Origin of the sequence: Streptomyces sp. SID4985, assembly GCF_009863025.1 — a bacterium.
Taxonomy (GTDB): Bacteria; Actinomycetota; Actinomycetes; order Streptomycetales; family Streptomycetaceae; genus Streptomyces.
Window position 1 is genome coordinate 1 of record NZ_WWIR01000720.1, and the last position, 25330, is coordinate 25330.

Consider the following 25330-nt stretch of genomic DNA (forward strand, 5'->3'; position numbering starts at 1 on the left):
AGGCAGGTGGCGAGACCGAGGAAGGCCTCGTGGATGTCGTCGCGTCGCTCCCAGCGGATCCGCAGGCGGCGAAAGCCGTGCAGCCAGGCGATGGTGCGCTCGACGACCCAGCGGAAAATGCCCAGGCCAGAGCCGTGTTGCACGCCTCGCTCAGCGATGACCGGGCGGATGCCGCGCTGCCACAGTAGGCGCCGGTATTTGTCGTGGTCGTAGCCGCGGTCGGCAAGCAGCGTGTCGGGTCGATGTCTGGGGCGGCCGACGACGCCGGCAACCGCCGGGATCTTGTCGAGCAGGGGCATCAGCTGGGTGACGTCGTTGCGGTTTCCACCGGTCAGCGACACCGCGAGCGGGATGCCCTGGCCGTCGGTGAGAACGTGGTGCTTGCTGCCCGGCCGTGCGCGATCGACCGGGCTGGGACCGCTTTTGGGCCCCGTCGAGCGGCCCGGACGTGGGAGGAGTCGATCACCGCCCGGGACCAGTCCAGCTTGTTCGCCGCCCGCAGCTTCTTCAGGAGCACCAGGTGCAGTTCGTCCCACACGCCGGCCTCGTTCCACGCGGCGAGGCGCCGCCAGCAGGTCATGCCCGAGCCGAAGCCCAGTTCCTGCGGCAGGTACTCCCACTGGATGCCCGTGTGCAGGACGAACAGGATCCCGCACAGCGCCTGCCGGTCCGGGACTCGCGGTCTGCCCTCGACCAGCTTCGGACCCGGCACGGGCAGCAACGGCTCGATGAGCGACCACAGTTCGTCCGAGACGATCCAGGGCCGCGACTGACGTTTCCCCACGATCGGACCAACGACCAGCCAATCCGAAAGTCACATGATCAACGGCTTCTGTTAGGACCTCTAAGTCCCGGCTGAACTGGGTGCTTTCCGGGCTGCGGGTCGTCTCGGTCGGTGACGAAGAGGCGAGGGCGGCCTCGAAGTTGCAGATGAACGCCGGTTTGCATGGGCACAAGTACGCGATCGATGCGGCGGTCGCCGAGGCCGCGCTGCGACAGCACCGCCCTGTGGTCATGCTGACTTCCGATATTGACGACATGGCCAAGCTGTGCGGCGAGCGGGTCCGGCTCGTTGCGGTGTGATTTCCCTAGGTCCGGCTCAGTAGGAGCGGAGTCCGTAGGGGCTCCAGTGACCGAGGAAGGGCTTGAGGTCGTCGCCGCTGGGTTTCGGCGGCGTTGGCAGTTTCGGCGCTGAGGCCGATTCGGTGAGGTTTTGGAGGTGCGTATCCGCGAACGCGAGCCACGCCTCGACCTCGGTCCGCTCCTGCCCGGGCGGAAGTGATGCGGCATGGACGCCTACTGCTGCGACGTATTCAGTCAGGCGGCTGGCCTGGTACCAGGTGTCTGCCTGTTCTCCGAGGTGTTTGACGCGGTAGGCGTGGGCGTAGGCGGCGTGGGCTTCCTGCATGGCGGCTTCCCAGCGCTTTTGCTGTACCTCTCTGGCTTGCTGGTCTGCAAGGCGTTTGCGTTCTGCGGCCTCGCCGCGGAGCCCGACCTCCTGCACGATCTCGGCGAGTTGTTCTTCCAGAGGCCGGTCGGGGAGATCTGCCCATTCGCTTGCACGGTGCGGGCTGCCGCCGCGGAGTATGAAGCGTAGGCGGCTGGAGGGGGTGTAGTCGAAGCGGGGGATACGCATCCATGAGTACTTCTTGGCGTCGGCGAGCTCCTTGTCTGTGGGGACGTGTTCGCTGCGGTCCTGTTCTTGGAGGACGAGGAATCCGACACTTTCGCCTTGGGCGGTGATGGAGAAGTGCGGTGGTGCCTTGCGGCGCCGATGGGGCGGGGGCGCGCCTTGTGTGGTTCCGAGCGATGCCTTGTGGCCTTGGGCTGTGATGGCGGCGATGAGGGTTTGGATGATGCGCAGGGCTCGGCCCTGGAGGGGTTTGGTCAGGCCCATGGGCTGCGGCTGCTTTTGGAGGGCGGCCACGACGGCATGGGGTTTGGTGAGTCTGGCCGGCACAGGGAGCGGGGTGAGTTCCGCGAGGCGCCAGGCAGGGATGTCGACCAGCTTGATCTCGTAGCCGCGGTGGGTGCGGTATCCGTGGAGTTCCTGCGTGTGGGGGATCTTGCCGGACTTGCGGGCGGCGTTGACCCGTGACGCCCAATTCACCGCGTGCGGGCCGGATTCGATGGGCTTGATGAGACAGCCGTCGTTCGCAACGGCCAGTTCATCGAGTAGCTGATCCGCGTAGTTCGCAAGGGCCTTCGGCACGGCTCGGGGGCGCGGCGGTGCCGGTTCTCGGGCAGGGCGCTCCGGCGGTCGGGTGCTCTGCTCCACGGGGCGGATGCCGCGTTCGATGAGATGCTGCCGCCCCTTCTCGGTGAGGTGGGCGCTCCAATGCCCGCGGTGTTTGGTGACCTTGATGAGCCCTCGGTTCTGCAGGGCTTGCCCGCTGGTCTTGTACGTGCTATCTGGCCAGACTCCGTCGGGGCACCCCTGGCCCACCCAGCCGAGCACGGCCTGCTGCCGCTTGTTGAGGACCTGTTCCATGTAGCCTCCCCCCGTTCCCTGGGCGCCCTGCCCCGGAGACGATGCCCGCTGCCCTTGCGGGAATTCTGGGCTGTTGAAAGGACTCCTCGTTCGGGTGAGAGATATAGAGGGCGTGTTTACGGCGAGAGTAGTTATTCCTGGTATGGATGCGAAACGGCTTGGGTTCAGAGTCGTCGATAGGGATCTGGCCGAACTGGCTTGGGGTGCGGGTGGACGTCCGGGAGGGGCAGTGGGCCGACATCGTGGTGCACGCAGCTGAGCCCGAGATCGGGCGTACGTGGACGTTGTCGACGGTCGCCGCGGTGCGCGTCTGAATCAGATCACCGTGGACGGGGCCGTCTTGCCGAGGTAGATCTTGAACGCCGCGCGGATCTGGCCACGTGTGTAGCCGACGGCGTTGACGTTGGCCGGTACGACCTCCCGCTCGTATCCGCGCTTGCGGGCAGATAGGTACTTGACCACGCTCGATGCTCCCGTGTTGCCCTCGCCCGCGGCCCTTGTGGGCGTGTGACCAAGGTCTGTCCCCGAGGGCTCTTGAGCTGTCTCCCCCCGTCAGGGTGGTCTCCTCCGCGGAGACCGTGACCAGGCCATCGAGCTGGACTTCCGTGAAGTGAGGGGCCACCCGCAGACCTCGAGCCGCGAGCTGCCGATCGACGAGGTCGATGACATCACCAGTGCGCCTCTGCCAGCCCCACAGGCCGATAAGATCCCGGGCGGTCAGCTGCCGGGTGACCTCGTCGCGCACATCCTGCTCCAGCGCATCGGGGTCCGCAGGCGGCTCCACGGCACCCTTGTAGCCCGAGTCGACACCGGTCTCCGCCGGTGTCTCGACACGGTGTGCCGCGTCACGGCGGCGCAGCTCGTTCACGGTCAGGAACGCGAAGATGCTGTCACGGAGGTCGCCACCGATCGCGGCCCGCTCGACCTGGGTGCGCACCCATTCCACCTTGCGCGTGTGCCGGAAGCCGGGGGCGGCCTCGCTCCGGTACTCGTACCCGCCAGTCAGTCGTCCGATGGAGACGACGCCGAGAAACTTCCGGGGCATCACGACCAGATCCCCGGTGTCCATCGTGATGAAGCGCCACAGCTGATGCTTCCAGTTGTCCACTCGGCCGGGCAGCTTATCCGGATAGGCCCGAGCCAGCACATCCCCTATATTCGCGATCGACGCGCAGCCGCTCAGATCGCCGACCTCCTCCCAGCCAGCGATCACCACGCCCTCGTCGAGTGCCGGCTTTTCGCGCTCTCCGTACTGGCCCCCGCGGACTGTCCAAGCTCTGACCATGGTTCCCCACCCGTAAAACCCTCCAGCCGCATCCACGTCGGGCGGCTCGCGTTGGGGATGGATCTACGTGCGTGTTGCGGCGTGACGACAGGCGCGGAGCAGATCGAGCCAGCAGCCAGGAACAGGGACGACTCTCTGGCGAGTGGCGGCCAGACGTATGTCGGTGCCGCAACCAGGAACGTATGTGGGACGCGCCCTCTCAACGAGGGTTATTTACGCGCAGAATGACCTCGGAGGTGCTGAAAAGGCCCTCTGCGGCCGATCTCACGAAGAGCCAGGGACAGCCTCTAACCTGCATAAACGTGCGCCCCCGGCGGGAGCCGCCAAACGTGGCTGGTGTTGCGCATGGTTCTGACCTGCGGGTTTGTGCGACGGTGTGGGTGGAGGGACGGGTGCGGGTGGTGCCGGTGGGAGCGTCGGCTGCTCGCAGGTAGGGGTGCGCTCAAGAGGAAGCAGGATTCGGCCAGGCTCCGGGAACGCTGCACGTGGTGAGCGGGCCCGGGTGGCTATGCAGCCGCGTCCAGCATGGTGGTCTGGGTCGACTCGATGCCGATGCCGATGACCTCCACGGTCACTCCGCGCGCGGCGAGGGCCTTCGCGGTCTGGGCCAGAGTGATGGCGGAGAACGGGAAGAGCGAGTTCGGGGTGAGGCCGGCGCCGTCCTTCAGGAGGATCGCGAAGACGATGCGGCGCGGGGTGAAGTTGTCGGGGATGCTGCGGCTTGCGTCGCTGTTGATGTGTACGGAGCGCGCGAACTCCGCGCGGACGTCGGCGCTCTCGAAGAGGAGCTCGACGGAGACACGCGCCTGGTTGTACAGGTGGCTCAGCGGGCCCGAGGCGTGGGCGGGCTTCACGAAGACGAGCGTGTCGTCGTCGGTGAACAGGTCGCAGATCTCGACCTTGTTGCTCGTCCGAAAAGGGTTGCGCACGTTCTTCTTGTCCATGCAGACCCAGCCCGGACGGGCCTTGGCGGCGAGCTCGTTGTAGTCGCCTTCGTTCATGGGACGCATCACGGGGACGCCCTTCTTATTGAGCTTCTCGATGAGCGGCCAGCGAGGGAGATCGACGGAGGGCGAGTCGGTGAACAGCGGGGCTACGGACTCGTTGACGTCGCGCAGGTAGCCGGCCCCCAGCTCGTACCATTCGCCGTCGAGCAGGCAGAACGTACGGGAGCCGAGGGCGAAGGTCGCCTCGATCCACTTCACGGCGGATTCCATGGACAGGGCTTCGAGGGAGCCGTCACGCGGGGCGAGCGCGGTCCGTGCGGTGAGCGTGTCGCGGAACAGTGTGACGGTGCCCTGCCGGAGGGCCTGGACGCGTTCGCCCGCCTTGATCACGCGGGCCCGCTCCAGGACGTAGTCGAGGCTGAACTCGTCCCGGAGGTGGGGCGAGCAGGCTCCGATTTTGATGGCGCAGGCGGTGGATCGGGACAGGTCGGTGCTCTGGGAGAAGGGGACGGCGGTGATGATCCTGCCGTCCGCGGGACGGCCGAGGGTGGTATCCAGTTCCGCGTCGAGGGCGTCGATGAGGGAGCGGTCCTTGACCGCGGTGAGGTGCTCGACGAAGGCGAGGTCGGGGTGGGGATCGACATGTTCGCAGATCGAGGCGATGGCGCGGATGTCCTTGATCAGCGTGGTGGGGGTGGTGCCCAGCTTGAGACGGAGACCGATGCCGCCCTCCGCGGTCATCGCCCCGCTCCGGGTGTCGCTCCCCGCCGTGAGGTCGACCTCGTCGAGGTAACCGCCGAGGTGACGGATGATCCGGCCGTGGTCCCGGATTCCGAGTGCCGGTACGGAGGCGCCGGTGGGGACGAGGGAGCTGTCGATGCGGGCCTGGCCGAGGACACTGGCGGCGAAGTCCCGCACCTGCCGGGGGTTGATGGCGCGGATACCGAAGGACAGACCGAAGCGCACGTCCTTGAGCTGGGAGGGGAGGAGCCGGTAGCCCTGGTCGAAGCCGATCGCGTACACCACGTCGTCGACGGCGAGCACGAGCAGCGCGCCGGTGCGCTGCTCGCTCTGCAGGAGGTCTGAATCGTCGGTGAGCCGGAGGACGTCCTTGCCCCAGGCGGCTTCCTCCTTCGCTACGGCGAAGGAGACCGCGAGGGCGGGGACTCCCAGGTGGTTGCTGACGTCACGCACGATCGCGTCCAGGGTGTCGAGAGCGTCGAGGTCGAGAGCCTCGAGCATCGCATCAGAGGTCGCCTCGACATGGGTCAGGCGGTAGAGGGTGCGCTTGGACGTGATGCTGGACACAGGTTCCTCCTGGGGCGAGGTTGCGGTGCGGCTCGGTAACACGACGGGCCTTACGGGATGGGTGGGGTCGAGAGGGACAGGGGTGGGCGCCGGGCAAGGAGGGCCGGGTCAGGCCGCGTGCGACATGTTCTGCCGGGGCGGGCGCTGCGGCACGGTGCGGGACGTGGTCCTGGCCCGGGCGCGGTGTGCGGTGCGTTCGGCGATCCGGCCGCGGGCCTGGCGCAGTGCCAGGCCCGCGAGGGTGTCCGCGGCTTCGTTGAGCTCGTGGCCGATGTGTCCCTTGAGCCAGCGCACCGTGATCCGGTGCGCGTACGGGAGGAGGCGCGTGAGTAGCTCGCCGGCCTCGGAGAACAGGACGTCCTCCTGGGCGCAGGTCACGTCGCCGTGGTCCAGGACTTCCTGGACAGCGTCAACGGCCTGCCTGCTGTCGCAGAGCACGAGGACCTCGTCGTCGGCGTGGGTGGTGAGGGCGGCGAGCGCGGCCGCGCACACGCCGATGATCTCGGCCTCGCCGCTGGTGGAGGCCATCGAGTCGCCGTATCCTGTCGTGCCATCCTCGGCGGCCCAGCCGTAGCCGCACAGGGCTGAGTCCTCGCCGATCGCGGCGTCGGAGACCACAACCCGAGGCCGGCCGGTGATGTCGTCCAGGACGGCGTACCGCTCTTGGGCTCCGAAGGACGCGTACGTGACGCCAGGGCCGGAGGCGTCGGCGTGGGCGTCGGTATCGGTGTCGGCGGGCCGCAGCAGTGAGGGGGAGGGCTCCGGCCGCGACCCCGGGTCTTCCTGACACCGCTCCGAGAGGCCCTTGAAGATGACCCGCTGGCAGTCCGGGCACCCCTCGGCGCGGAACGGGCAGTCCGCCTGGTGCGCCCGCACGGCCTCGGCGATCTCGGCGAGCTCCTCGGGATGGGAGGACGCGAGGATTTCATGTGTACGCCGGTGAGCGGCGGCGGTGACCGATGCACGCGTCCCGGTGACAGCCAGCTCGCGGACCTGACAAGTGAGCTGGAACGCCCGGCACTTCGCCTCCCGGGCCCGGCAGGCCAGCACGGCTAGGTCTTCGTACGCGTCCTCCAGCGCATCGAGTACGTCCCGGCGGGCATGGAGCGGGCGGGAGACCGCGCGCCGTTCGGCGGTAGCGATCGCGTAGCGCCCCCAGGCCAGAGCGGTCGCGGACAAGCGGTTCCAGCGCTCGACGATCAGGTGGTGGCCAAGGCGCTCGTCCTCCGCCACGCGGGCGTCGTGCAGCAATGCCGCGACGAACTCGGCGTCGTCACATGCGGCGAGTTCGCGGACGGCGTTGGACGGAACCGCGTCGAACAGGCCCTGGGACTGCGCCCACGCGCCGTTCCGCTGGTGCGGGACGGCGTACGCGTTCGCGGGCAGGCCGAGCTCGGCGCACGCGGTGACCAGCGCCTGCCGGTGGGCGGCCGGGAGGACAGCGCGGGCCAGCATCTGCTCCAGCGAGCGGCCGAGACGATGGGAGGCCCGCTGGGCAGGCCCGCGCAGCGGCCCGCACACCGCTTCGGCCTTGGCGCGCTCGGTGGCTATCCGCTCGGCGGTGCGGCGCAGCGGATGTACGCGATCGGCCGGGCAGGTGCCGAGCTCCGCGACACGTACGGCCCCACGGGCCCGCACCAGGGCGTAGGCGAGGGCGGCGGCGATCGGCTCGGCGAGGTCGGGATGGGCCAGGGCCTGCTCGACCGCCGGGCTCGCGGTCCCGTTCATGCGGGCGAGCGCTGCGTCATGGAGGGCGGAGAAATCGCTGGTCAGGTGCTGTACGAGGGTGTCGGCGTCGGTCATCACGTGGTTCCCCGTTCCTGATCTGTCGGTATGCCGCGGGCCTGTGTCTCGTACGGGGCCGGCGTCCCGGCGGGTGATGCCGGGGTGACGGTGACCAAAGTGCCAGGCAACGAGTGGGAAATAGGCTAGAGAACCTGATAACCCTCGTTATCAGGTGAGTGGGCAGTGCGAAGATAGGTCGCCTGTAGCGTGTGAGGTGCACTGAGAGAAGCGCCCTTGACCAAGGACGCGGCAGTCGTCACGAAGGGAGCGGAACCAGCATGGCCGACGAACGTGATGCAACCGCTCCCATCCTGCCCGAGGAGATCTCCTGGCGGATCAGTTACGCCGAAATCGGGACCTTGGCCCGGGTCCAACGTCCCGTCGTCACCACCTGGGCCCGCCGACACGCGGACTTCCCCGAGCCCGTCGCGTACCAGGGAGCCAGCCCGCTCTTCGACGGCCGTGAAGTCGCCGACTGGCTTCTGTCCACCGGCCGCGGCAATGCCGACACCGGCCATATCCGGGCGGAGCTGGTGCTGCACACCCTGTCCGCCTGGCGGCGTGCGATCCCCGCCCGCACCCTGGTCGACACGGTGACCGCACTGCTCTGCCTGCGCCAGCTCCTCGACGAACCGCTCGCCGACCTGCCCTGGCAGGCGATCCTGGAGCGTGCCGCCGAGACCGACTTCGACGACACCTTCCTCCAAAGAGAGCTGCGCGACCTGCCCGACGCCGACCGTCAGGGCCCCCTGCTCGCCATGCTCGCCGACCAGCTCACCGAGGCCGCCTACACCCCGGCCGAAGCGCTCGAACGAGTCATGGATGCACGCCGCCGCCTGGGCTGCGACGACCTCGCCGCCGATGAACCGATTCCGCCGGTGAGCCAGACGATGGCCCGCCTGACCGGCCTCGCGCGACTGAACGAGCGCGAGGAAGGGGCAACGGCCGCCGTCCTGCATCCCCGGAGCGGCGATCTACTGGTCGCCCTGCGCGAATCCGTGTCCGACGCCGAGGAATCACCTTTCTTCCTCTCCGCGGACCCGATGCCAGACCTGGCCCGGCTCGCCCGCCGCCGCCTCATGGCGCAGGGCGTCCAGGAATTCGAGATGGACCTTGCCGACGGCGAGGAACTGGCCACGGAAGACTGGGGAAACCCCCACGTCATCGCCTGCTGCCTCCCTTACGAGGCGGCCGAGACCCGCAGCCCGCTCGCCGTCCTGCATTGCTTGCAGGATTTCACCGACCTCCTCGCCGAGGACTGCACTGCCGTCGTCCTGGGACCCGCCGACGCGCTCGTCCGGCCCCTGCCCGCACGCGGGGAAGCGGACCGTCTGCGCGGGGACTTCCTGGAACAGCACCTCCTCAAGGCCGCGATCAGCCTCCCCGAAGGCGTACTCCCCTTCCGCCCGGCCCACCGCACCGCGATCTGGATCCTGCACCGCACCCCCGAAGACAAGCGCACCGGCCAGGTCCTCCTCGCTGATCTCTCCTCACGCCCCCTCACCCCGCAGACCCTGGACGCGCTGGCCGAGGACATCGACATCTTCCGCGACGCCGGCTGGAGGGCGGACAGCCGCCACGAACCGCGCAACGCCGCCGTCGTCCGGGCCACCGTGCTGACCGGCGCGCCCGGTGCCGCGTTCACCCCACAGCACCGCCCGCATGCCGACCGCTACACCCGCACCGTCGTCGAACGCCCGGCCCGCATCTCCGAGACCGAACTCCGCCTCCAGCAGCTGATCGACGCCACCCGTAGTGCACTCGACCACGCGCCCACGATCCGCGCCAACGCCATCCTGCGCCCCGATGACCAGCCGGCCCGCCGCACCACCGTGGCCCGCCTGCTCAAGGACCGCCGCCTGCGCCGACTGCCAGGCCACCGCATCGCCGCCGAACACCTCCTCACCGGTGGCGCGGGCCACTACACGGTCCTCACCCCGGCCGAGATCACCGGCAGCGCGCCGGTCGGCAGCCACCGCATTGACCGCGCCGTACTCCTCAACACCTACGAGCACGCCTACTTCACCGAACCCGGCGACATCGTCGTCACCGCCACCCCGAGCTTCGGCGCGTACGTCGACGACGAGGGCCTGTCGGTGGTGGCCTTCCCCGCCCGCGTCCTGCGCGCACGGTCCGACGCCGAGCATCCCGTGCGGCCCCGCGCCCTGGCGGCGCTCCTGCGCTCGGCGGCCACCGAACACCGGCGGGTGAGCGGCGCGGTCCGCTCCGCCCGCCGCATAGAAGACCTCCTCATCCCCGACCTCCCCAGCGACGAGGCTGAGCGGTACGACGCGCTCCTGGCCGACATCGCCCGCCGTACGGCCCTGCTGCGCCAGCACGCGGCGGCCCTCGACGACCTGACTTCCCTGACCGCCGCCGGCCTCGTCGACGGCACGCTGACCCTCACCGAACCCCCTCTCGTCTGATCTCTCGTCCGACTCTTGAAGGAGACCCGAGCGCCCATGCCTCCCCGGAAGAAGAAGCCCGCCGACCAGGCGGAGTTGTTCACCGCCTCCACGCCCAAGGAGATCCAGGCCATCCTCTGGAAGGCCGCCGACAAGCTGCGCGGCTCCATGGACGCCAACCAGTACAAAGAGTTCGTCCTCGGCCTGATCTTCCTGAAGTACGTCTCTGACGCTTTCGAAGAGCGCCGCGAACAGCTCGCCAAGGAGCTCGCGGAGGAAGGCATTGCAGAGGACCGCCTGGAGGAGTTCCTGGAGGACCAGGACGAGTACACCGGGCACCACGTCTTCTGGGTCCCCGAGAGCGCCCGCTGGTCCTCGATCTCCGCCAACGCCAAGAGCGGCAACGTCGGCGAGGTCCTCGACCAGGCGATGGACGCCATCATGAAGGCCAACCCGTCGCTGACCGGCGTCCTCCCCAAGATCTTCAACAAGGACAACGTCGACAAGAAGCGCCTGGCCGAACTCGTCGACCTCATCACCGACGCCCGTTTCGGCGGCAGCGACGACAAGCCCGCACAGGACGTCCTCGGCGAGGTCTACGAGTACTTCCTCGGCAACTTCGCCCGCGCGGAAGGCAAGCGGGGCGGCGAGTTCTACACCCCGAGCAGCGTCGTCCGCCTCCTGGTGGAGGTCCTGGAACCGTACGAGGGCCGCGTGTACGACCCGGCCTGCGGCTCGGGCGGCATGTTCGTCCAGGCCGCCAAGTTCATCGAGGCCCACCGGGGACGCGGCCACAAGGCCGACATCTCCGTCTACGGCCAGGAACTCAACGAACGCACCTGGCGCCTGGCCAAGATGAACCTCGCCATCCACGGCATCGACGGGAACCTCGCCGCTCGCTGGGGCGACAGCTTTGCTGACGACAAGCACCCGGACCTCAAGGCCGACTACGTCATGGCCAACCCGCCCTTCAACATCAAGGACTGGGCGCGCAACGAGTCGGACCCGCGATGGAAGTACGGCGTCCCGCCGAAGTCCAACGCCAACTACGCGTGGCTCCAGCACATGATCAGCAAGCTGGGGAAGCGGGGAACGGCGGGCGTCGTCCTCGCCAACGGCTCGATGAGCAGCCAGCAGAGCGGCGAGGGCGAGATCCGGCAGGCGCTGGTGGACGGAGACATGGTGGCGTGCATGGTCGCGCTGCCGGCACAGCTGTTCCGGACGACGGCGATTCCGGCTTGTTTGTGGTTCCTGGCGAAGGACAAGTCGCCGGGGGGCGTGAAGGGGCAGAAGGCTGCTGCTGCGGATCGTCGGGGCGAGATTCTGTTCATTGACGCCCGGGACATGGGCGAGATGGTCGACCGAACTGAGCGGGTGCTGACGGAGGCCGATCTCGCGAAGATCGCGGGGACGTACCACGCGTGGCGGGGGACGACGAGTGCGAAGGATGCGGGGGAGTCGTACGCGGACGTGCCGGGATTCTGCGCGAGCGCGGACCTGAAGGCGGTTCAGGGGCATGGGTACGTGCTGACGCCCGGGCGGTACGTCGGGGCGGCTGAGGCGGAGGAAGAGGACGCAGAGGCGGTCGCAGAGAAGATCGCGCGCCTGACGGGGGAGCTGTACGAGCTGTTCGACAAGTCGGACGAGCTGGCGAAGACGGTGCGCGAGCAGTTGGGGAAGATCAATGGCTGAATGGAAGAAGCTGAGGATCGAAGACCTTGCGGCACCTGGAAAGCATTCCCTTGCGACGGGGCCGTTCGGTTCGGCTATTGGGTCTCGCTTCTTTCGCGAAGAAGGTGTCCCAGTCGTTCGTGGAAGTAACTTGAGTCTTGATGTGGGTGAGCGTCTGATCGACCCTGGGATTGTATTTGTTGAGGAGTCCAAGGCGGAAGAATTTCCGCGGAGTGTGGCTCGTCGTGGAGACCTTATTTTCACCTGCTGGGGCACGATTGGGCAAATTGGCCTAGTTGATGAGCGGGCAAGGTTCGATCGATACATCGTGTCGAATAAGCAGATGAAGCTTACGCCTGACCCCGGAAGGGTGGATTCCCTCTTCCTGTACTACGCCCTGTCATCCCCTGGTGCTGTCGCACAGGTTCAGGGGGCGTCGATTGGCAGCTCTGTGCCAGGTTTCAACCTGACGCAACTCCGGAAGGTGGAAGTGCTCTGTCCGCCGCTTGCTCACCAGCAGTCAATCGCGAAAATGCTAGGGGCGCTGGACGACAAGATTGCCGTCAATGAGCGCATCACGGCCACGGCGATGGGGCTGGGTGCGGCGAAAGCGGCGCAGATTTCGGCGTCGGCGATGGAGTCCGCGGCGCTAGGCGACATCCTTGAGCTGAAGTACGGAAAAGCCCTGCCCGCTTCCCGGAGGGTGGCCGGAGGGATTCCCGTGTACGGGAGCGGTGGCATCAGCGGAACGCATGTCGAGGCATTGCTTGAGGGGCCCGGGATCATCGTCGGCCGCAAGGGAACGGTTGGATCGGTCAATTGGTCGGAAGGTGGATTCTTCCCAATTGACACGACCTTTTATGTGGTGTGCCGCGGCGACCGGGTGTCCATGGAATACGCGTACTTTCTCCTCAAGAGGCTGGGGCTGGAGAATATGAACTCGGATTCGGCTGTTCCGGGTCTGAACCGGGATAGAGCCCTGTCGGTCCGCATCAAGGTCCCAGAAGTGCACTCCGTGCAGCGGTTCACGGCGGAAGCACGAGAGCTCTTCGCGATGTCGCGGGTGCGCGAGCAGGAGAACCAAGTCCTCGCCGCCCTCCGCGACACCCTCCTCCCCCAACTCATGTCCGGCCGCCTCCGCGTCAAGGACGCCGAGAAGATTGTCGAGGACCACGTATGACCACGCCTGGGAACGACAACGGAACCACCCCCACCCCCGACAACTTCCGCCCCCTCGAAATCGACTGGGAGTTCCTCGCCCTCGAAGAGCTCCTGGAGCTCGACTGGCCGAGGGCTGAGGGCAATGAGCTCGCCCCCGGTTCCGGTCACCGACGCTCCTGGGACGACCTGATCCTCTACTCCGACCTCCGCGAGGCCATCGAGAGGCTCAACCCCGGCCTCCCCCCAGAGGCCGTCCGTGAGGCCCTTGCGACCGCCGTGACCCCGACCTCGCAGGACACGTACGAGGAGAACCGGACCGCGCACGGCTACCTGACCGACGGCGTCCACTCCGTCACGTACACCGACGCGCTCGGCGCCGAGCACACCCCGACCGTCCGGATCGTCGACCTGGAGCACGCGGACGCGAACACGTACCGCGCCGTCCGCCAGGTGACCGTGATCAACGGCGAGCGCAACCGCCGCTTCGACCTCGTCCTGTACGTCAACGGTCTCCCGCTCGCCGTCATCGAGCTCAAGCGGGCTGGCGACCCGAACGCCACCCTCGCCGCCGCGCACACCCAGATCCGGCACTACGTTGAGGAGTTCCCGACCGCCTTCCGCTACAACGCTGTCGTGCTGCTCTCCGACGGGATCACCGCGAAGTACGGCACCCCCTTCACCCCGTACGAGCACTTCGCCCCGTGGAACACCGACGAGTTCGGCGCCCGCGTGGACACCGTGGACGCCGTCAACGTCCACGCCGATGTCGACATCCCGACCGGCCAGGACCTCGCCCTGCACGGCCTGTTCACCCAGACCCGCTTCCTCGCCCTCGTCCGGTCCTTCATCAACTTCGTGCCCGCCAAGCGCATGAAGCGCATCGCGAAGCCGCACCAGTACTTCGCGGTCACCCGTGCCGCCGACGCCGTACGCCGTGCCGCCGCGACCGATGGCAAGGCCGGCGTGGTCTGGCACACCCAGGGCTCGGGCAAGTCCGAGGAGATGGTGCTGACCACCAACCTCGTCATGCGCGACCCCGCCCTGCACAACCCCACCGTAGTGGTCGTCACCGACCGCACCGATCTCGACGACCAGCTCTTCGACACGTTCAAGGAGAGCGAGGTCCTCCCCGAGCAGCCTCACCAGTTCCTCAACCGCGCCGCACTCCGCGAAGAGCTTGCCGCCAAGCGCACCGGCGGCATCCTCTTCACCACCCTGCAGAAGTTCGGCCGTACCAAGCAGGAGAAGGAATCCGGGACCGACCACCCGCTCCTCTCCGAGCGGCGCAACATCGTCGTCGTGGTCGACGAGGCCCACCGCAGCCACTACGACCACCTCGACGGCTACGCCCGCCACCTGCGCGACGCCCTCCCGCACGCCACGCTGCTCGCATTCACCGGCACGCCGATCTCCGAGGCCGACCGCAACACCCGTGAGGTCTTCGGCGACTACATCGACACCTACGACCTCAAACGGGCCGCCGACGACGGCGCGACCGTGAAGGTCTACCACGAGAGCCGCGTCGTCCAGCTTGTCCTCGACCGCGACGTCGACCCCACCGCCATCGACACCGAGGCCGACCGCATCACCGACGGCCTGGACGACACCGAGCGCACCCGCGTCGAGCAGGCCGTCGCCACCATGAACGCCATGTACGGCGCCCCCGCCCGGATACGCGACCTGACCCAGGACCTGGTCGAACACTGGGAAGCCCGCCGTGCGGCCATGCTGCCCTTCGTCGCGGACGCCGATGACGCACCCGGCGGCGCCCCCGGCAAGGCGATGCTCGTCTGCGCCACCCGCGAGATCTGTGTCCGCGTCTATGACGCCCTGCGTGAACTGCGCCCGGACTGGCACACGGACGACCCCACCACCGGCGCCATGAAGATCGTCTACTCTTCGGACTCCCGCAAGGACTCCGAGGAGCTGCGCGCCCACGCCCTGCGCGACTCCCAGCGCAAGGCCGTCATCAACCGTGCCAAGGACCCCGAGGACGAACTCCAGCTCCTCATCGTCAACAACATGCTCCTGACGGGCTTCGACGCGCCGTCCATCCACACCATGTACCTGGACCGGCCGCTGCGCGGCGCCGGCCTGATGCAGGCCCTCGCCCGCGTCAACCGCCGCTTCCGCAAGAAGGAGGAGGGCCTCCTCGTCGGCTACGCCCCCCTCACCGAGAACCTCCAGAAGGCCATCGCCGAGTACTCCGCCGACGACCAGGAAGACCGGACCCTCGGCCAGGACATCGACCGCGCCCTGGACGAACTCCGCAACGAGTACGACATCCTCGACCAGATGCTCCTCGGCTGGAACTGGCGCGAACGCCTCTCCCGCCCCGACGTGAAGGCCTTCGTCAAGGCGGCCTACACCACGGCCGAGTATCTCCGCAGCCCCGCCACCCCGGGCAACAACCCCGACCAGCTCGACGACCCGAACCAGACCCTCAGCCGCCGCTTCCGCGAACACGGCTACCGCCTGGAACGCTTCTTCGCCCTCGCCGGCTCCTCTGCCGACATCTCCTCCCGGTTCACCGACCAGCCGTACTGGAAGCGCGACATCCAGTTCCTCGTCGAGGTCCGTACGTACATGGCGAAGCTCGACGCCATGGACCGTGAGGCCCAGGGCCTGCCCGTCGCCCGCGACGTCGCCCTGTACCTCTCCCAGCTCACCTCCGCCGTCGTGGAGACCGGCGGCGTCACCGACCTTTTCTCCGAGGCCGGACTGGACAAGGCCGACCTCACGCACCTCAACGACGCCCTTGTCGGCCGCCTGCAGAACAGCGAAACCCCACACCTGGCCGCCGAAGCCCTGCGCCGCCTCGTCGAGCAGAAGATGCGCGAGCAGACCCGGCACAACATCGTCCGCCAGACCGCGTTCTCGGAGCGCCTCCAGGACCTGATGACCCGCTACATGCGCCAGCAGCTCACCAGCGCCGAGATCATCGCCCAGCTGGTGGAACTGGCCAAGACGGTTGCGGAGGACGCCCGGCGAGGCGAGAAGTTCACCCCGCCGCTGGGCGACGACGAACTCGCCTTCTACGACGCGGTCGCCGACCTCGGCAGCGCCCGCGACCTCATGGGCGACGAGATCCTCTCCGGTATCGCCCGGGACCTCGTGGTCCAGGTCCGCAAGAACCTCAAGAAGGACTGGATCGCCCGCGAACCGGTCCGGGCCAGGCTCCGCGCCACCATCAGGCGCCTCCTGGCCCGCCACGGCTACCCGCCGGAGCAGTCCAAAGAAGCGATCGACCTGGTGATCCGCCAGATGGAACACTTCGCCGACAAGTGGTCCCAGGACGGCTCGACCGCGGACGCATAGCCCTCGTCCGTATTGGCTCGTGCCCCGGCACACGCTCGCTTGGCGCGGCGGTGCTCTGCCCAGTTGGATGCCCCGTGTTGAGACCGGCATCGGACGTGTCCGCTCCCCTTGCTCAAAAGCAAATTCCAGTGCTGCGCGACGAGGGGAGCGCCCGGCCGCTACTTTCGAGTCCGCGGAACGGTCCGCAGAACGGTAGAGAAGCCTGGGGGAGTTAGGGCATGTCGCAGAGAGCGCTGCTGTTGATGGTGGTCGTCCTGGCGTCTGTGGTGGTGGGGCTCGTGGCCGGCATTCTCGAGTTTGCGGGCGCGGGGAAGATTGTCACAGCTGTCAAGTACGGCGGTGGTGCCTGTGGAGTCGCCATGCTCATCGGACTGGCCACTGTTACGTGGCTGATGTCGTCGTGATCCCGAAGGAGCGAGGGAGCGAGTTGGGGCGCCTGAAGTACCGGCGAGTCCTACTGGCCGTTGAGAAGCTGCGCAGCACGACTGATGCCGAGACGACGTACCGACTGGCCTTTCAAGTGGTCTACCTCCACTGCTGGTTCAGCCATGGAGCAGCAGTGGAGGCGGGGCGCCCGTGGCGACCCGGCTCGGGGTCCGCGGGTGCGATGCTGAATGCGATCTGGCCGCGTACGCCCGTCGCTCGTACCTACAACCTGCCCGCGTGCCGCGACGAAGGCGTGAGCCGTCCCTTCGAGCTCATCGATCCGGCTCTCCACGAGCTGATCGTGGAGGTTCGGCGGCTGGAGCCCGACGTGGGGCTCTTCGATGTGTTGCTCGACATGTACTCGACGCGCTATTCGCGCGGCGATGACTACTTCACGCCGAATGATCTGGCGTACCTCTTCGCAGGACTGGCCGCTCCCCGAGGAGGCGAGGTGGTTCGGGACCCGGTGTGCGGAAGCGGGCGACTACTGCGAGCCGCCGCCTACCGGGCTCGAACCCAAGGTGGCGAAGTGCGCTTGTCCGGAGCGGATCTCAATCCGACGGCACGCTATGCCGCGGCTGTCAACCTCGCCCTGCACGGATTCCATGCCGACCTTGGCAAGGGAGAAGCCGACAGCCTCCGGGCTGGGACGTCGCCGGAACCGGCCGACGTGGTCGTGGCCAACCCTCCTGTGAACCTGCGAGATTGGGGGCATGGCGAACTCAAGGACGACAGGCGGTGGACCCTGGCGGTACCACGGTCGGGTAACGCGAACTTCGCCTGGGTCCAGCACATTCTTGCCGACCTGACGCCGCAAGGGCGGGCCGTTGTCCTGCTCTCCCCCGGAGCAGCCCACAGCAGCAATAGCACCGACGGACTGATCCGTCGCAGGTTGCTCGAAAACGGTCTGGTTGTAGGCGTCGTGGCTTTGCCGGCATGGCTCTTTCCACACACCAGCACGAGCATGGCGCTGTGGCTGCTCGCCAAAGGGGAGCGGCCGAACACCCATCGGGTCCTGTTCGCGGATGCAGGAAAACTGCCGACAGCGAGGGACGGGTCACGGCGCACTTTCGATCAGGACTCGGTCGAGCGCCTTCTGCAGATCTTCGGCGAGTGGCAGGGCCTCCGGCGCTGTGAGGACGAAGGCGCTCCTGAATCCGCGCCATGGTGCCGTGCGGCGAGGCTCGAGGAAATCGCTGATGCGGGCTTCGACCTGACTCCCGCACGCTACGTACGGAACGGGGGCACCGCGCAGTTGCATTCAAGTGACGGAGACCGGAACCGGAAGGCCGAGCTGTATGAGTGCATGGATCGTAGCGCCGCAGCCAGGAACCGAGTCCGTGATGCCCTGGAGAGCAGGCATGACTACAGAATCGAATGATGTCCCCACTCCGTGGCCCGTCGTTGAGTTGCGTGAGTTCCCTGGGGTCGAGTACGCCGCCTACGGAATTGCGCGACAGCAGAAGGCGTCCGGCGGAATCCCTATGATCCGCGCTACAGAGATTGTCGAGGGAGGTGTGCACGTCCAGGAGTTCACATTTGTGCCTCCCGATGTGGCCAGACGCCACCCACGCAGCACGCTGAGGTCTGGGGACCTCCTGGTCGTGCTCGTGGGGCGTGTGGGGGAGGCAGCAGTTGCAGGGGAGGAGCACGCAGGATGGAATGTCGCCAGGTCGCTCGCGGTCGTCCGCTGGACACCAGAGGGCCGCGCCCAACAATGGGATCTGTGGCTTCGTTGGTGGCTGAAGACCTCGCAGAGCCAGAGCTATCTCACGCTGTCCTCGTCGAACGCCGAGCACATGACCTTGCCTCTGCAGGCACTCAACCGACTTCCCGTGCCAGTGCCTCCAGCGCCGGTGCGGGAGAGGCTGCTTTCGCTGATCTCGCTTGCTGAGCGCAAGAATGCGTTGAACACCCGGATTGTGTCTTGTGCGACGGAACTAGCGGATGCGCATTTCATGGAGGCGCTGCAGACGTGCGGGCAAGGTCCCGCTACCGAGCGTGCAGTGGGCGAAGTGTGTCAGGTTACGGCTGGTGCGGCACAGTCTCTGCCGGACAGCGAGCAGTCGGCTATGCCATGGGTGTCTCCCCGCGAAGTACTGAACTGCAGGACAGTACATCTGGGTGCAGTGACTTCACGCACCGTGGCGCAAGCGGAGGTTGTATGCCCGTCCGGCAGCCTCTTGATCGCGCCCCGTCCCGGGGAGGTGCGGACCGTGCTCACCACTACCCCGGTAGTGCCAGGTCGGCGGACGCTCGCGATTTACACGGAGTCCGAGGTCGATCGGATGTGGTTGTTGCACTCGCTGCGTTACCGGAGGCGGGAGTTGACGGCCGTTACGCAGGGAGAGCAGGCCCGCGCGATGAGGCGCAAGGACTTTTCCCGTTACAAGATCCCCTGGCCGACCGATGCGGTGAGGCGGGACTTCGCCAGGCGTGCTGCTGCCCTGCACGACCTCGCCTACGCCTCCGCCAGGGAGCGACACGTGATGGAGGAGCTGGTGGTGCACGAGCTGGAGAAGGGGGGCCTGGCGCGTCTCACTTCGGCCAGCTGAATGCCGAGCTGATCCACGTTGCCCCTCTCTGGAGCACGGAATCCAACGCTCCGAACGAACGGCGCAGTACCGCGCGCACCGTTTCTCCGCTGGAGGTCCGAGAGAGCCCTGACCAGCCATGTTTGGGCGATCCCGGCAGGACTCGAACCTGCGGCCAAGCGCTTAGAAGGCGCCTGCTCCACGCGCTGAGCTATGCAGGCTGACCTGCGACAGCGCGGAAGCTTCTGACTATGCCCCGCCAAACCGGGGGTATGCGGGATCTGTGGACGCTCGCGCCGGCCTCGAGGTCTGGACGTGCATTCTGGGCGGCGGCCAGGCGTCGGAGCTGGCCGCTGGCGTTCGGGGAGACCGCGAGTGAGCGCGAGCGCTGTGCTGCTCTGCGAGGTTCGGTGCGGTGGCACGAGCCTGATGTGGCGCTCGTAGAAGTTCCGCAGACTTCAGGCGTGTGCGGGGCGCTTCCGGGTAGCGTTGGCGATCTTCGGTGTTCTTGTACTTTGTCGCGCATCCCGTGCTGGGATGGTGCTGGGATGCGCCTGCATTTCCGCAGTTCACAGCCTTGTGGTGGAGTTCCGATTCAACGTGTAGTCGCGCGCGTACTCCACGTTAGATGCTGCCTCGCTCGCGCAGGTCGAGGGGGCCGGACTCTGTCGAGTCCGGCCCCCTCGTCGTCACCGTGTTGGATGCGTGCTGGATGTGCTGACGCGAGGCCAGCAGCGATCAGGTGTCGTAAACGGTGGACCGGTGTCCCACGTGAATGACCCAGATCACCAGTTCCCCGTTGTCGATCGTGTAGACGACGCGGTAGTCGCCGACCCGTAGCCGGCGGCGGTCTGGCTGGGACACGAGTGCCGTGGTGTTGAAGCCGAGCGGATCGCTTTCCAGTTCGGTCAGCTTGGCCAGGATGCGCAGCGCCATATCGCGGGGGATCTTCCGAAGTTCGGCCTGCGCCTCGGGACGGAAGACGGTTCGGTACTCACTCACCGCGTGCCAGCGTCTCCCTCATGATGTCCTCGATCGGGATGCCGGGTGCGGGGCTGGCCATGCGCTCGTCGATGATCCGATTGATCTCGCGCTCTTCCCACGCCTGGTACTTGCGCAGCACCTCGATGGAGACGATCGCGGCGACTTCCCTGCCCCGGCGCGTGATCACTGTGGGCACGTCGTCGCGGTCTGCGCGCTCCACGACCTCTGCCAGGTGCGCGCGCACGTCGCGGATGGACTCTATGGGGAGTGGCTGCGTCATGCGCTCAAGCGTACCGAGTGTCCCATGTGTACACAAAGGGCGATGTCGAAGGGCGTGGGGGCGGTGGGTCTGCTACAGCTTGCCTGCCGGGCTGACCGGCAGGCGTACCAAGTTTTTGTCGAGTCCGACCCCTTCGGCGTCACCGCGCTGGATGGGTGCTGGCCCCAGACCACCAGTTGCTCAGGAGGTGGTCGTGGCGAGGGCCGCCGTGGAGGCGATTTGTTGGGCGAAGGTCGCCACCGCCGTCCTGTCCAGGTGGGGGAGGACCTTGACGAGGCGCTCCGCCCAGTCCGGGCGGAAGTGGTACACGAGCAGGTGTCGCCCGCGGGGAGTGGTCGGACGGAAAGCGAACAAGGAGTCCGCATCGGGTGCGGGGAAGACCACGGGGGTCAGGAAGACCATCCGCTCGTCGGCGCCCGCGGGGAACCGGCCCTGGGCGAGCAGCAGGGCCGGGTCCACCAGACGTCGGGCCTCCTCGCACCAGAGGGTGATGTGCCCGCGGACCTCGCCGGTGGACGTGCGCGTCGGTTCGGCCGCCTGATCCGGGAGATCGAGGGGCACGCCGTCGAGGGTCACCTGGACCGTGGTGGGGATCATGCGGCACGTCAGGCCCAGGGTGCGCGCCGCGGCGGTGACCGCCAGGGCGACGAAGGCGGGTGAGGGCGCCGTCCGCTCACCTAGGTGGTAGGAGGTGGCTCCGAGCAGGGCGTATAGCGAACGCGCGTCCGGCGGTACTGCCCGGACCCAGGCCAGGACGTTCTCCCAGGGGAACGCGGAGATCGGGTGTGTCCCCTTGCCCCCTGACGGTCCAGGGGCGGAGCGAGGAGGCCCGTCCGTGACCGCCCGTTCCGGGTCGCCGTCCTCCTGCCCGTTCCTCGCCAGGAACTCGCGTGTGGTGACCGCGAGCGGCACATGGCCCTGCCCGGTCGCCTCGAACATCTCCAGGCTCTCGTGCATAAGGACGCGCGATTGTTCCGGGTCGCCGCCAGGGTGCCCGAGCATGTGCCGGGTCCAGGCCAGTACCGCGAACCGTTGCCGAACGTGGGCCAGTACGTCCGGTCCTGCTTCCGTGTGCGCTTTGAGCAGGGCCTCGGCCCGTTCGAGTACGGACTCGGCGGCGTTCAGAATCCAGACGTCGGTGGGCGTCCCCTCCGCGTGCCGCCGGAGGCTGCCGGCCATCACGGCGTGGGCCATGTCCACCATCTGGTCCGCGTGATGACGCATGATCGTCACAGCTGCGCGTTCCGTGGGCTCCGGGATGCCTGCGGTGATGGCCAGGGCCTCCTCCAGGCGTCCTGTGGACGCCTTCACCATGGCGTCCAGGAACAGCAGCTCCGCATTCGGTTTGTCGTCGGGGCCGATGAGTCCCCTGGCCACGTCGACCGTCATCGCCGCGGTGTCCCAGTTCTTGATCCACACGAGTATCTGCGCCTGTTCCAGCCGGACCTTCAACTCGACCGGTGCGGCCACGTCCTCGCGCCCCAGTACCGCCTCCAGCCTCAGGGCGGCGCGGGCCACATCGGCGAAGCGGTCCGTTGCCACGGCCGCGCGCATGTCGGTGATGTGGGCCAGAAGCAGGTGCTCCACCCCGTCGGGGGTGAGCGTGTCCAGGCCTTCAAGCAGGGCCCAGGCGGTCTGTGCCGCCTCCGCCGCCTCGTCGAACCTCTGCTGGTTCTGCAGGCACTGGGCCAGCGAGGTGGTCGTCGCGGCCCTCCGGTACACGGCGTCGTCCACCCCGACGTCGCCGAATTCGTCCACGATGGCCAACGCCTCGCGTAGCAGACCCTCACTGCGTGCCAGGTCACAGTGCACATTCGAGACAGCCCCCGCGGTGTTGGCCAGCAAGGCGACGGTACTGCCGTCCACGCGGCCGCCCTCGCGCACATGGTGCGCCACATGTACCGCGTGTTCGATCAGCGTCGCGGCCTCGGCCCACCGGTTCTGCCTCTGGCAGGCGACCAGCCGTGTCACCAGCTCGTACTGGAAACGTTCGTACATCGACTCGACGGCCTCGCCGTCCATCAGAGCCCGGACGACCGCCTGGACGATCCGGTGGATCGCCAGCATGCCGTCCTGGGGAGCGACCAGGGAGAATCTGCGCAGCTCCGCCACGGCGCCGTACACGGCGGAACCGGTCGGCATGTCGAGTGCCGCGAGGTGCAGCGGGATGAAGTCCGGGGCGAGCAGGGCGCAGCGGGCCAGCAGTTCGGCGGCGAGCTGCTGTTCGGACCCTTCGGGCGAGTGCAGCGCGTGGGACAGCACCCGCCCCACGCTCAGGGTCACTGCCGCCGTCAGCGTCACTCCCGCGAGGTAGTCGAAGGGGACGAAACCAGGGTTGTCGAGCAGGCGGGTCCGGCACTCCGAGAGCTCCGCCAGATAGACGTCCACCGGGCATTCGGTTGCGGCGATGTAACCGGTGGCCTGGGCGATCCCGAGCGGGATGCGTTCCACCGCGTCGACCAGCGCGGACACTTCGGGCTCGGGCAGCCGGGGCAGGCGTTCCGCTGCCCAGCGGGTGGCCTCCTCCGTGGCCATCTGGCCCACGACCAGCCCGCCTTCCGCCGTGGCCCAGGCCGAGTCACGGGTGGTGACCAGCACGTGGGCGCCCTCGACGGGCAGGAGTCTCTGGAGCTGTTCGCGGTTCGCGACGTTGTCGTAGATCAGCAGGAGCTTGGTGCCCAGGTGCCCGAGACGACGGCCGACACGCTCGATGATCTCCGCCTCGGTGGCGGGCTCGGCCTCCTGCTGTTCCTCGGTCACCAGCTGCCGGTACGCGGCAATCACGTCCTCCCGTGTGTCGGACGGGATCCACCAGGCGAATTCGTACGCCTCCCGGTTCCGGTGGGCGTACAGGCGGGCGACGCTCGACTTGCCGATGCCGCCGAGCCCGGCCACCACGACCCGGGCCGTCCCGGTGCCGGGCTCCTCATCGAACAGCTTTTTCAGCGCGTCCAATTCCTCGGTCCGGCCGCGCAGACCGGTGGCTGAGGGGACGCCCCGGAACAGGGCGCGGCGGGGCCCCGGGGAAACGTCCGCCCCGTCCCCGGACGGGGTGCGGTGCCTGCGCAGGAGCCCCGGGAGCTCGTCCAGCCGGACCGTACGCCGGTCGATCCGCCGCTCCCCGGACCACTGGAACATCTTCACGAACAACGCGTCGACGATGGCGTCGATCTCGGCTGACGCCACGGCGGTGGGGGAGAGCCGCAGCAGTTCGAGTCTGGCTTCGTTGAGGATCTGTTCCCACGGGCCGGTACGGGTGTTGATCTCCAGCCTGCGCATCAGCGCGTGGTCCTCGGCGGTGAGCGCGATCGAGGTTCCCAAGCCTTCACACCCGGCCAGCCACTGCTCGGGATCGGGAAGGGCGCGGGCGCGTTCCGCGGCGTCCCGCACGGCCTGCCCCGACGCCTGCACCGGTCCGTCGGAGAGGAACCGCAGCACCGCCGTACCGTTGGGGTCGGCCTCGCCCCAGCGGCGGGCGAGCCGCACCAGCTCCGGTCCCGACCAGGTGCGTGGTTCCACCCGGGTCTTCGCCTGGGCGAGCAGCAGCGGTCGTCCCCGCGCGTCCCTCACCTCGAAGTCGATGGCCTCGTCAGCACCCTCCACCCGGAAGGTCTCCGCCTCCGGATACTGGTCCGGGGTGCGGATCAGCTGGAGAATGGCGCACGCCGTCTGGAACCCCATGCCCCGTGCCGTGTCGACTCCACCCATGTGGTGCATCCCCCTTGGCCTCGGCTCGCCCTCCAGCATGCAGGACGCCACTGACAGTCCCCTGCCGTGAGCCGTCAAACGCGAGTCGAGCTTCAGGTTCGCCAGGGCCATCGCCGCCCATTCCCGGACGGTGCAGTCGTCGCTGCCCAGGAGGGCGATCAGAGCGTGGCCGCAGCGTGGGTCCGCCATCTCCTCGAAGACCTCGATGGCGGTCAGCTGCCCGAAGCTCCCGAGGGAGTGCAGGGCGGAGAGGATGGCCGGGGTGGCGGCGGACCCGAGGTGGATCAGCTCGGCGCGGGCGTCGTAGGACTCGCCGGACTCGCCGTCGAGCTGCTGGACGAGTCTCTCGATGTGGGTGTTCATGACGCGGGGCGGACGCATTGGCGGACGTATGGGCGGACGTACTGGCGGCCGTGCCGGTGGCAGGCGCCGAAGTGGCCGGCCAGCGTTCAGCCCCCCGTTTCGCCTGGATGGGGCCACTGACGGCCCGCCCATTCGGATTCCGGGATCGCGCCCTCCCAGTCGTCGGTGCACCGGTCGGCCCAGGCGCGGCCCACCATGACCGGCCGGGTCGTCAAGCCGCCGGTGACCTCCTGCACCCGTAGCACCAGGCCGATCCCGTTGGCTCCGGGGTTCCCCCGTGGACCGTAGGACACGTCGAACACCCCACACCTGTGGGCGTGCGAGAGGAACTGTTCCAGGTCGGCTGGGACGCAGGCAGTCAACTCCCTTCCCCAGAGCGTCACCTGGGGTCCGCGGATCGCGTCGACCGAGACGCAGAACAGTCGGCCGGAGATGAAGTAGGCGTACACGGCAGGCTCTGTCGTGCCGAACTCCACGCCGAGCGTCTCCGGGAACGAGGGGGCGGCCTGGAACCGGCGCAGCTCGGTCATGCCCGACAGCGCCCCGGCAACCTCAGCGATACGCATGCCGAACCACAGCGGGCCGACGCCTTCCAGCGGCATCAGCTCCCAGTCCAACCGTGCCAACCCCTTCACAGCACGCCGGAGTTCTGCCGCGTCTCCAC

The 25330-nt window shown here is 67.9% G+C and carries 16 protein-coding genes, 1 tRNA gene and 1 pseudogene; 8 read left to right on the top strand and 10 right to left on the bottom strand.

Annotation, left to right across the window (positions count from 1 at the left end):
* Positions 1–784 (bottom strand): IS5 family transposase gene (locus GTW40_RS32115; RefSeq protein WP_343245603.1). Its coding sequence is split into 2 segments (ribosomal slippage), with 782 coding nucleotides annotated over them: positions 1–452 and positions 455–784; the frame shifts between segments, so codons are not numbered across the junction. This gene is flagged as partial in the annotation.
* Positions 785–837: 53 nt separating this feature from the next.
* On the opposite strand from GTW40_RS32115, the pseudogene GTW40_RS32120 reads away from it, so the two are divergent.
* Positions 838–1083: pseudogene (locus tag GTW40_RS32120) on the top strand (DNA-binding protein); the annotation flags it as partial.
* A gap of 16 nt (positions 1084–1099) precedes the next feature.
* On the opposite strand, the gene GTW40_RS33475 reads toward GTW40_RS32120, so the two are convergent.
* The 4 genes from GTW40_RS33475 to GTW40_RS32140 all read right to left on the bottom strand — a co-directional run bounded on the left by GTW40_RS33475 (position 1100) and on the right by GTW40_RS32140 (position 7834).
* Complete coding sequence (locus tag GTW40_RS33475; protein WP_237525874.1) at positions 1100–2491, bottom strand: hypothetical protein; 1392 nt, start codon at positions 2489–2491, stop codon at positions 1100–1102.
* A 315-nt stretch (positions 2492–2806) separates the two neighbouring features.
* Positions 2807–2953, bottom strand: a complete 147-nt coding sequence (locus GTW40_RS32130) for a hypothetical protein (RefSeq protein ID WP_161183652.1) — start codon at positions 2951–2953, stop codon at positions 2807–2809.
* Positions 2954–4282: 1329 nt separating this feature from the next.
* Positions 4283–6031, bottom strand: a complete 1749-nt coding sequence (locus GTW40_RS32135) for a DUF6119 family protein (RefSeq protein WP_161183653.1) — start codon at positions 6029–6031, stop codon at positions 4283–4285.
* 108 nt (positions 6032–6139) lie between these two features.
* Positions 6140–7834, bottom strand: a complete 1695-nt coding sequence (locus GTW40_RS32140) for an RNase H family protein (RefSeq protein ID WP_161183654.1) — start codon at positions 7832–7834, stop codon at positions 6140–6142.
* A gap of 260 nt (positions 7835–8094) precedes the next feature.
* Between GTW40_RS32140 and GTW40_RS32145 the strand changes: the two genes are divergently transcribed.
* The 7 genes from GTW40_RS32145 to GTW40_RS33480 all read left to right on the top strand — a co-directional run bounded on the left by GTW40_RS32145 (position 8095) and on the right by GTW40_RS33480 (position 19352).
* Positions 8095–10242, top strand: a complete 2148-nt coding sequence (locus GTW40_RS32145) for a hypothetical protein (RefSeq protein ID WP_161183655.1) — start codon at positions 8095–8097, stop codon at positions 10240–10242.
* Positions 10243–10278: 36 nt separating this feature from the next.
* On the top strand, positions 10279–11913 hold the full coding sequence (locus tag GTW40_RS32150; protein WP_161183656.1) for a class I SAM-dependent DNA methyltransferase: 1635 nt from the start codon (positions 10279–10281) through the stop codon (positions 11911–11913).
* Entirely contained in the window at positions 11906–13072 is a 1167-nt protein-coding gene (locus tag GTW40_RS32155) for a restriction endonuclease subunit S (RefSeq protein WP_161183657.1), read from the top strand. Before GTW40_RS32150 ends, GTW40_RS32155 begins: the two co-directional genes overlap by 8 nt.
* Positions 13069–16371 carry a type I restriction endonuclease subunit R gene (locus GTW40_RS32160; protein WP_161183658.1) on the top strand — a complete coding sequence of 1101 codons (3303 nt, stop codon included), beginning with the start codon at positions 13069–13071 and terminating at the stop codon, positions 16369–16371. The genes GTW40_RS32155 and GTW40_RS32160 overlap by 4 nt, the downstream gene beginning before the upstream one ends.
* A 218-nt stretch (positions 16372–16589) precedes the next feature.
* Positions 16590–16775 (top strand): hypothetical protein, encoded by a 186-nt coding sequence (locus GTW40_RS32165; RefSeq protein ID WP_052577077.1) that lies wholly within the window; start codon positions 16590–16592, stop codon positions 16773–16775.
* The gene (locus tag GTW40_RS32170) at positions 16757–18178 is read left to right on the top strand and encodes an N-6 DNA methylase (RefSeq protein WP_343245837.1); all 1422 of its coding nucleotides are present in this window, start codon (positions 16757–16759) and stop codon (positions 18176–18178) included. Before GTW40_RS32165 ends, GTW40_RS32170 begins: the two co-directional genes overlap by 19 nt.
* Positions 18159–19352: a hypothetical protein gene (locus GTW40_RS33480; protein WP_237525876.1), complete on the top strand. Its 1194-nt coding sequence runs from the start codon at positions 18159–18161 to the stop codon at positions 19350–19352. Before GTW40_RS32170 ends, GTW40_RS33480 begins: the two co-directional genes overlap by 20 nt.
* Positions 19353–19475: 123 nt before the next feature.
* Here GTW40_RS33480 and GTW40_RS32180 read toward each other — a convergent pair.
* The 5 genes from GTW40_RS32180 to GTW40_RS32205 form a co-directional block, all read right to left on the bottom strand.
* A tRNA-Arg gene (locus GTW40_RS32180) sits at positions 19476–19547 on the bottom strand.
* 522 nt (positions 19548–20069) lie between these two features.
* Complete coding sequence (locus GTW40_RS32185; protein ID WP_161183659.1) at positions 20070–20333, bottom strand: type II toxin-antitoxin system RelE/ParE family toxin; 264 nt, start codon at positions 20331–20333, stop codon at positions 20070–20072.
* Positions 20326–20595 (bottom strand): type II toxin-antitoxin system Phd/YefM family antitoxin, encoded by a 270-nt coding sequence (locus tag GTW40_RS32190; protein ID WP_161183660.1) that lies wholly within the window; start codon positions 20593–20595, stop codon positions 20326–20328. Before GTW40_RS32190 ends, GTW40_RS32185 begins: the two co-directional genes overlap by 8 nt.
* A 180-nt stretch (positions 20596–20775) precedes the next feature.
* Positions 20776–24666 carry an ATP-binding protein gene (locus tag GTW40_RS32195; RefSeq protein WP_237525878.1) on the bottom strand — a complete coding sequence of 1297 codons (3891 nt, stop codon included), beginning with the start codon at positions 24664–24666 and terminating at the stop codon, positions 20776–20778.
* Positions 24667–24752: 86 nt separating this feature from the next.
* Positions 24753–25283 carry a hypothetical protein gene (locus GTW40_RS32205; RefSeq protein WP_161183661.1) on the bottom strand — a complete coding sequence of 177 codons (531 nt, stop codon included), beginning with the start codon at positions 25281–25283 and terminating at the stop codon, positions 24753–24755.
* Between the last annotated feature and the right edge of the window lie 47 nt (positions 25284–25330).

What these genes read in the sequence shown, in the direction of transcription:
- GTW40_RS33475 (WP_237525874.1), bottom strand. Translation starts at nt 2,491, where the DNA reads ATGGAACAGGTCCTCAACAAGCGGCAGCAGGCCGTGCTCGGCTGGGTG.
- GTW40_RS32140 (WP_161183654.1), bottom strand. Translation starts at nt 7,834, where the DNA reads ATGACCGACGCCGACACCCTCGTACAGCACCTGACCAGCGATTTCTCC.
- GTW40_RS32145 (WP_161183655.1), top strand. Translation starts at nt 8,095, where the DNA reads ATGGCCGACGAACGTGATGCAACCGCTCCCATCCTGCCCGAGGAGATC.
- GTW40_RS32150 (WP_161183656.1), top strand. Translation starts at nt 10,279, where the DNA reads ATGCCTCCCCGGAAGAAGAAGCCCGCCGACCAGGCGGAGTTGTTCACC.
- GTW40_RS32155 (WP_161183657.1), top strand. Translation starts at nt 11,906, where the DNA reads ATGGCTGAATGGAAGAAGCTGAGGATCGAAGACCTTGCGGCACCTGGA.
- GTW40_RS32160 (WP_161183658.1), top strand. Translation starts at nt 13,069, where the DNA reads ATGACCACGCCTGGGAACGACAACGGAACCACCCCCACCCCCGACAAC.
- GTW40_RS32165 (WP_052577077.1), top strand. Translation starts at nt 16,590, where the DNA reads ATGTCGCAGAGAGCGCTGCTGTTGATGGTGGTCGTCCTGGCGTCTGTG.
- GTW40_RS33480 (WP_237525876.1), top strand. Translation starts at nt 18,159, where the DNA reads ATGACTACAGAATCGAATGATGTCCCCACTCCGTGGCCCGTCGTTGAG.
- GTW40_RS32190 (WP_161183660.1), bottom strand. Translation starts at nt 20,595, where the DNA reads ATGACGCAGCCACTCCCCATAGAGTCCATCCGCGACGTGCGCGCGCAC.
- GTW40_RS32195 (WP_237525878.1), bottom strand. Translation starts at nt 24,666, where the DNA reads ATGAACACCCACATCGAGAGACTCGTCCAGCAGCTCGACGGCGAGTCC.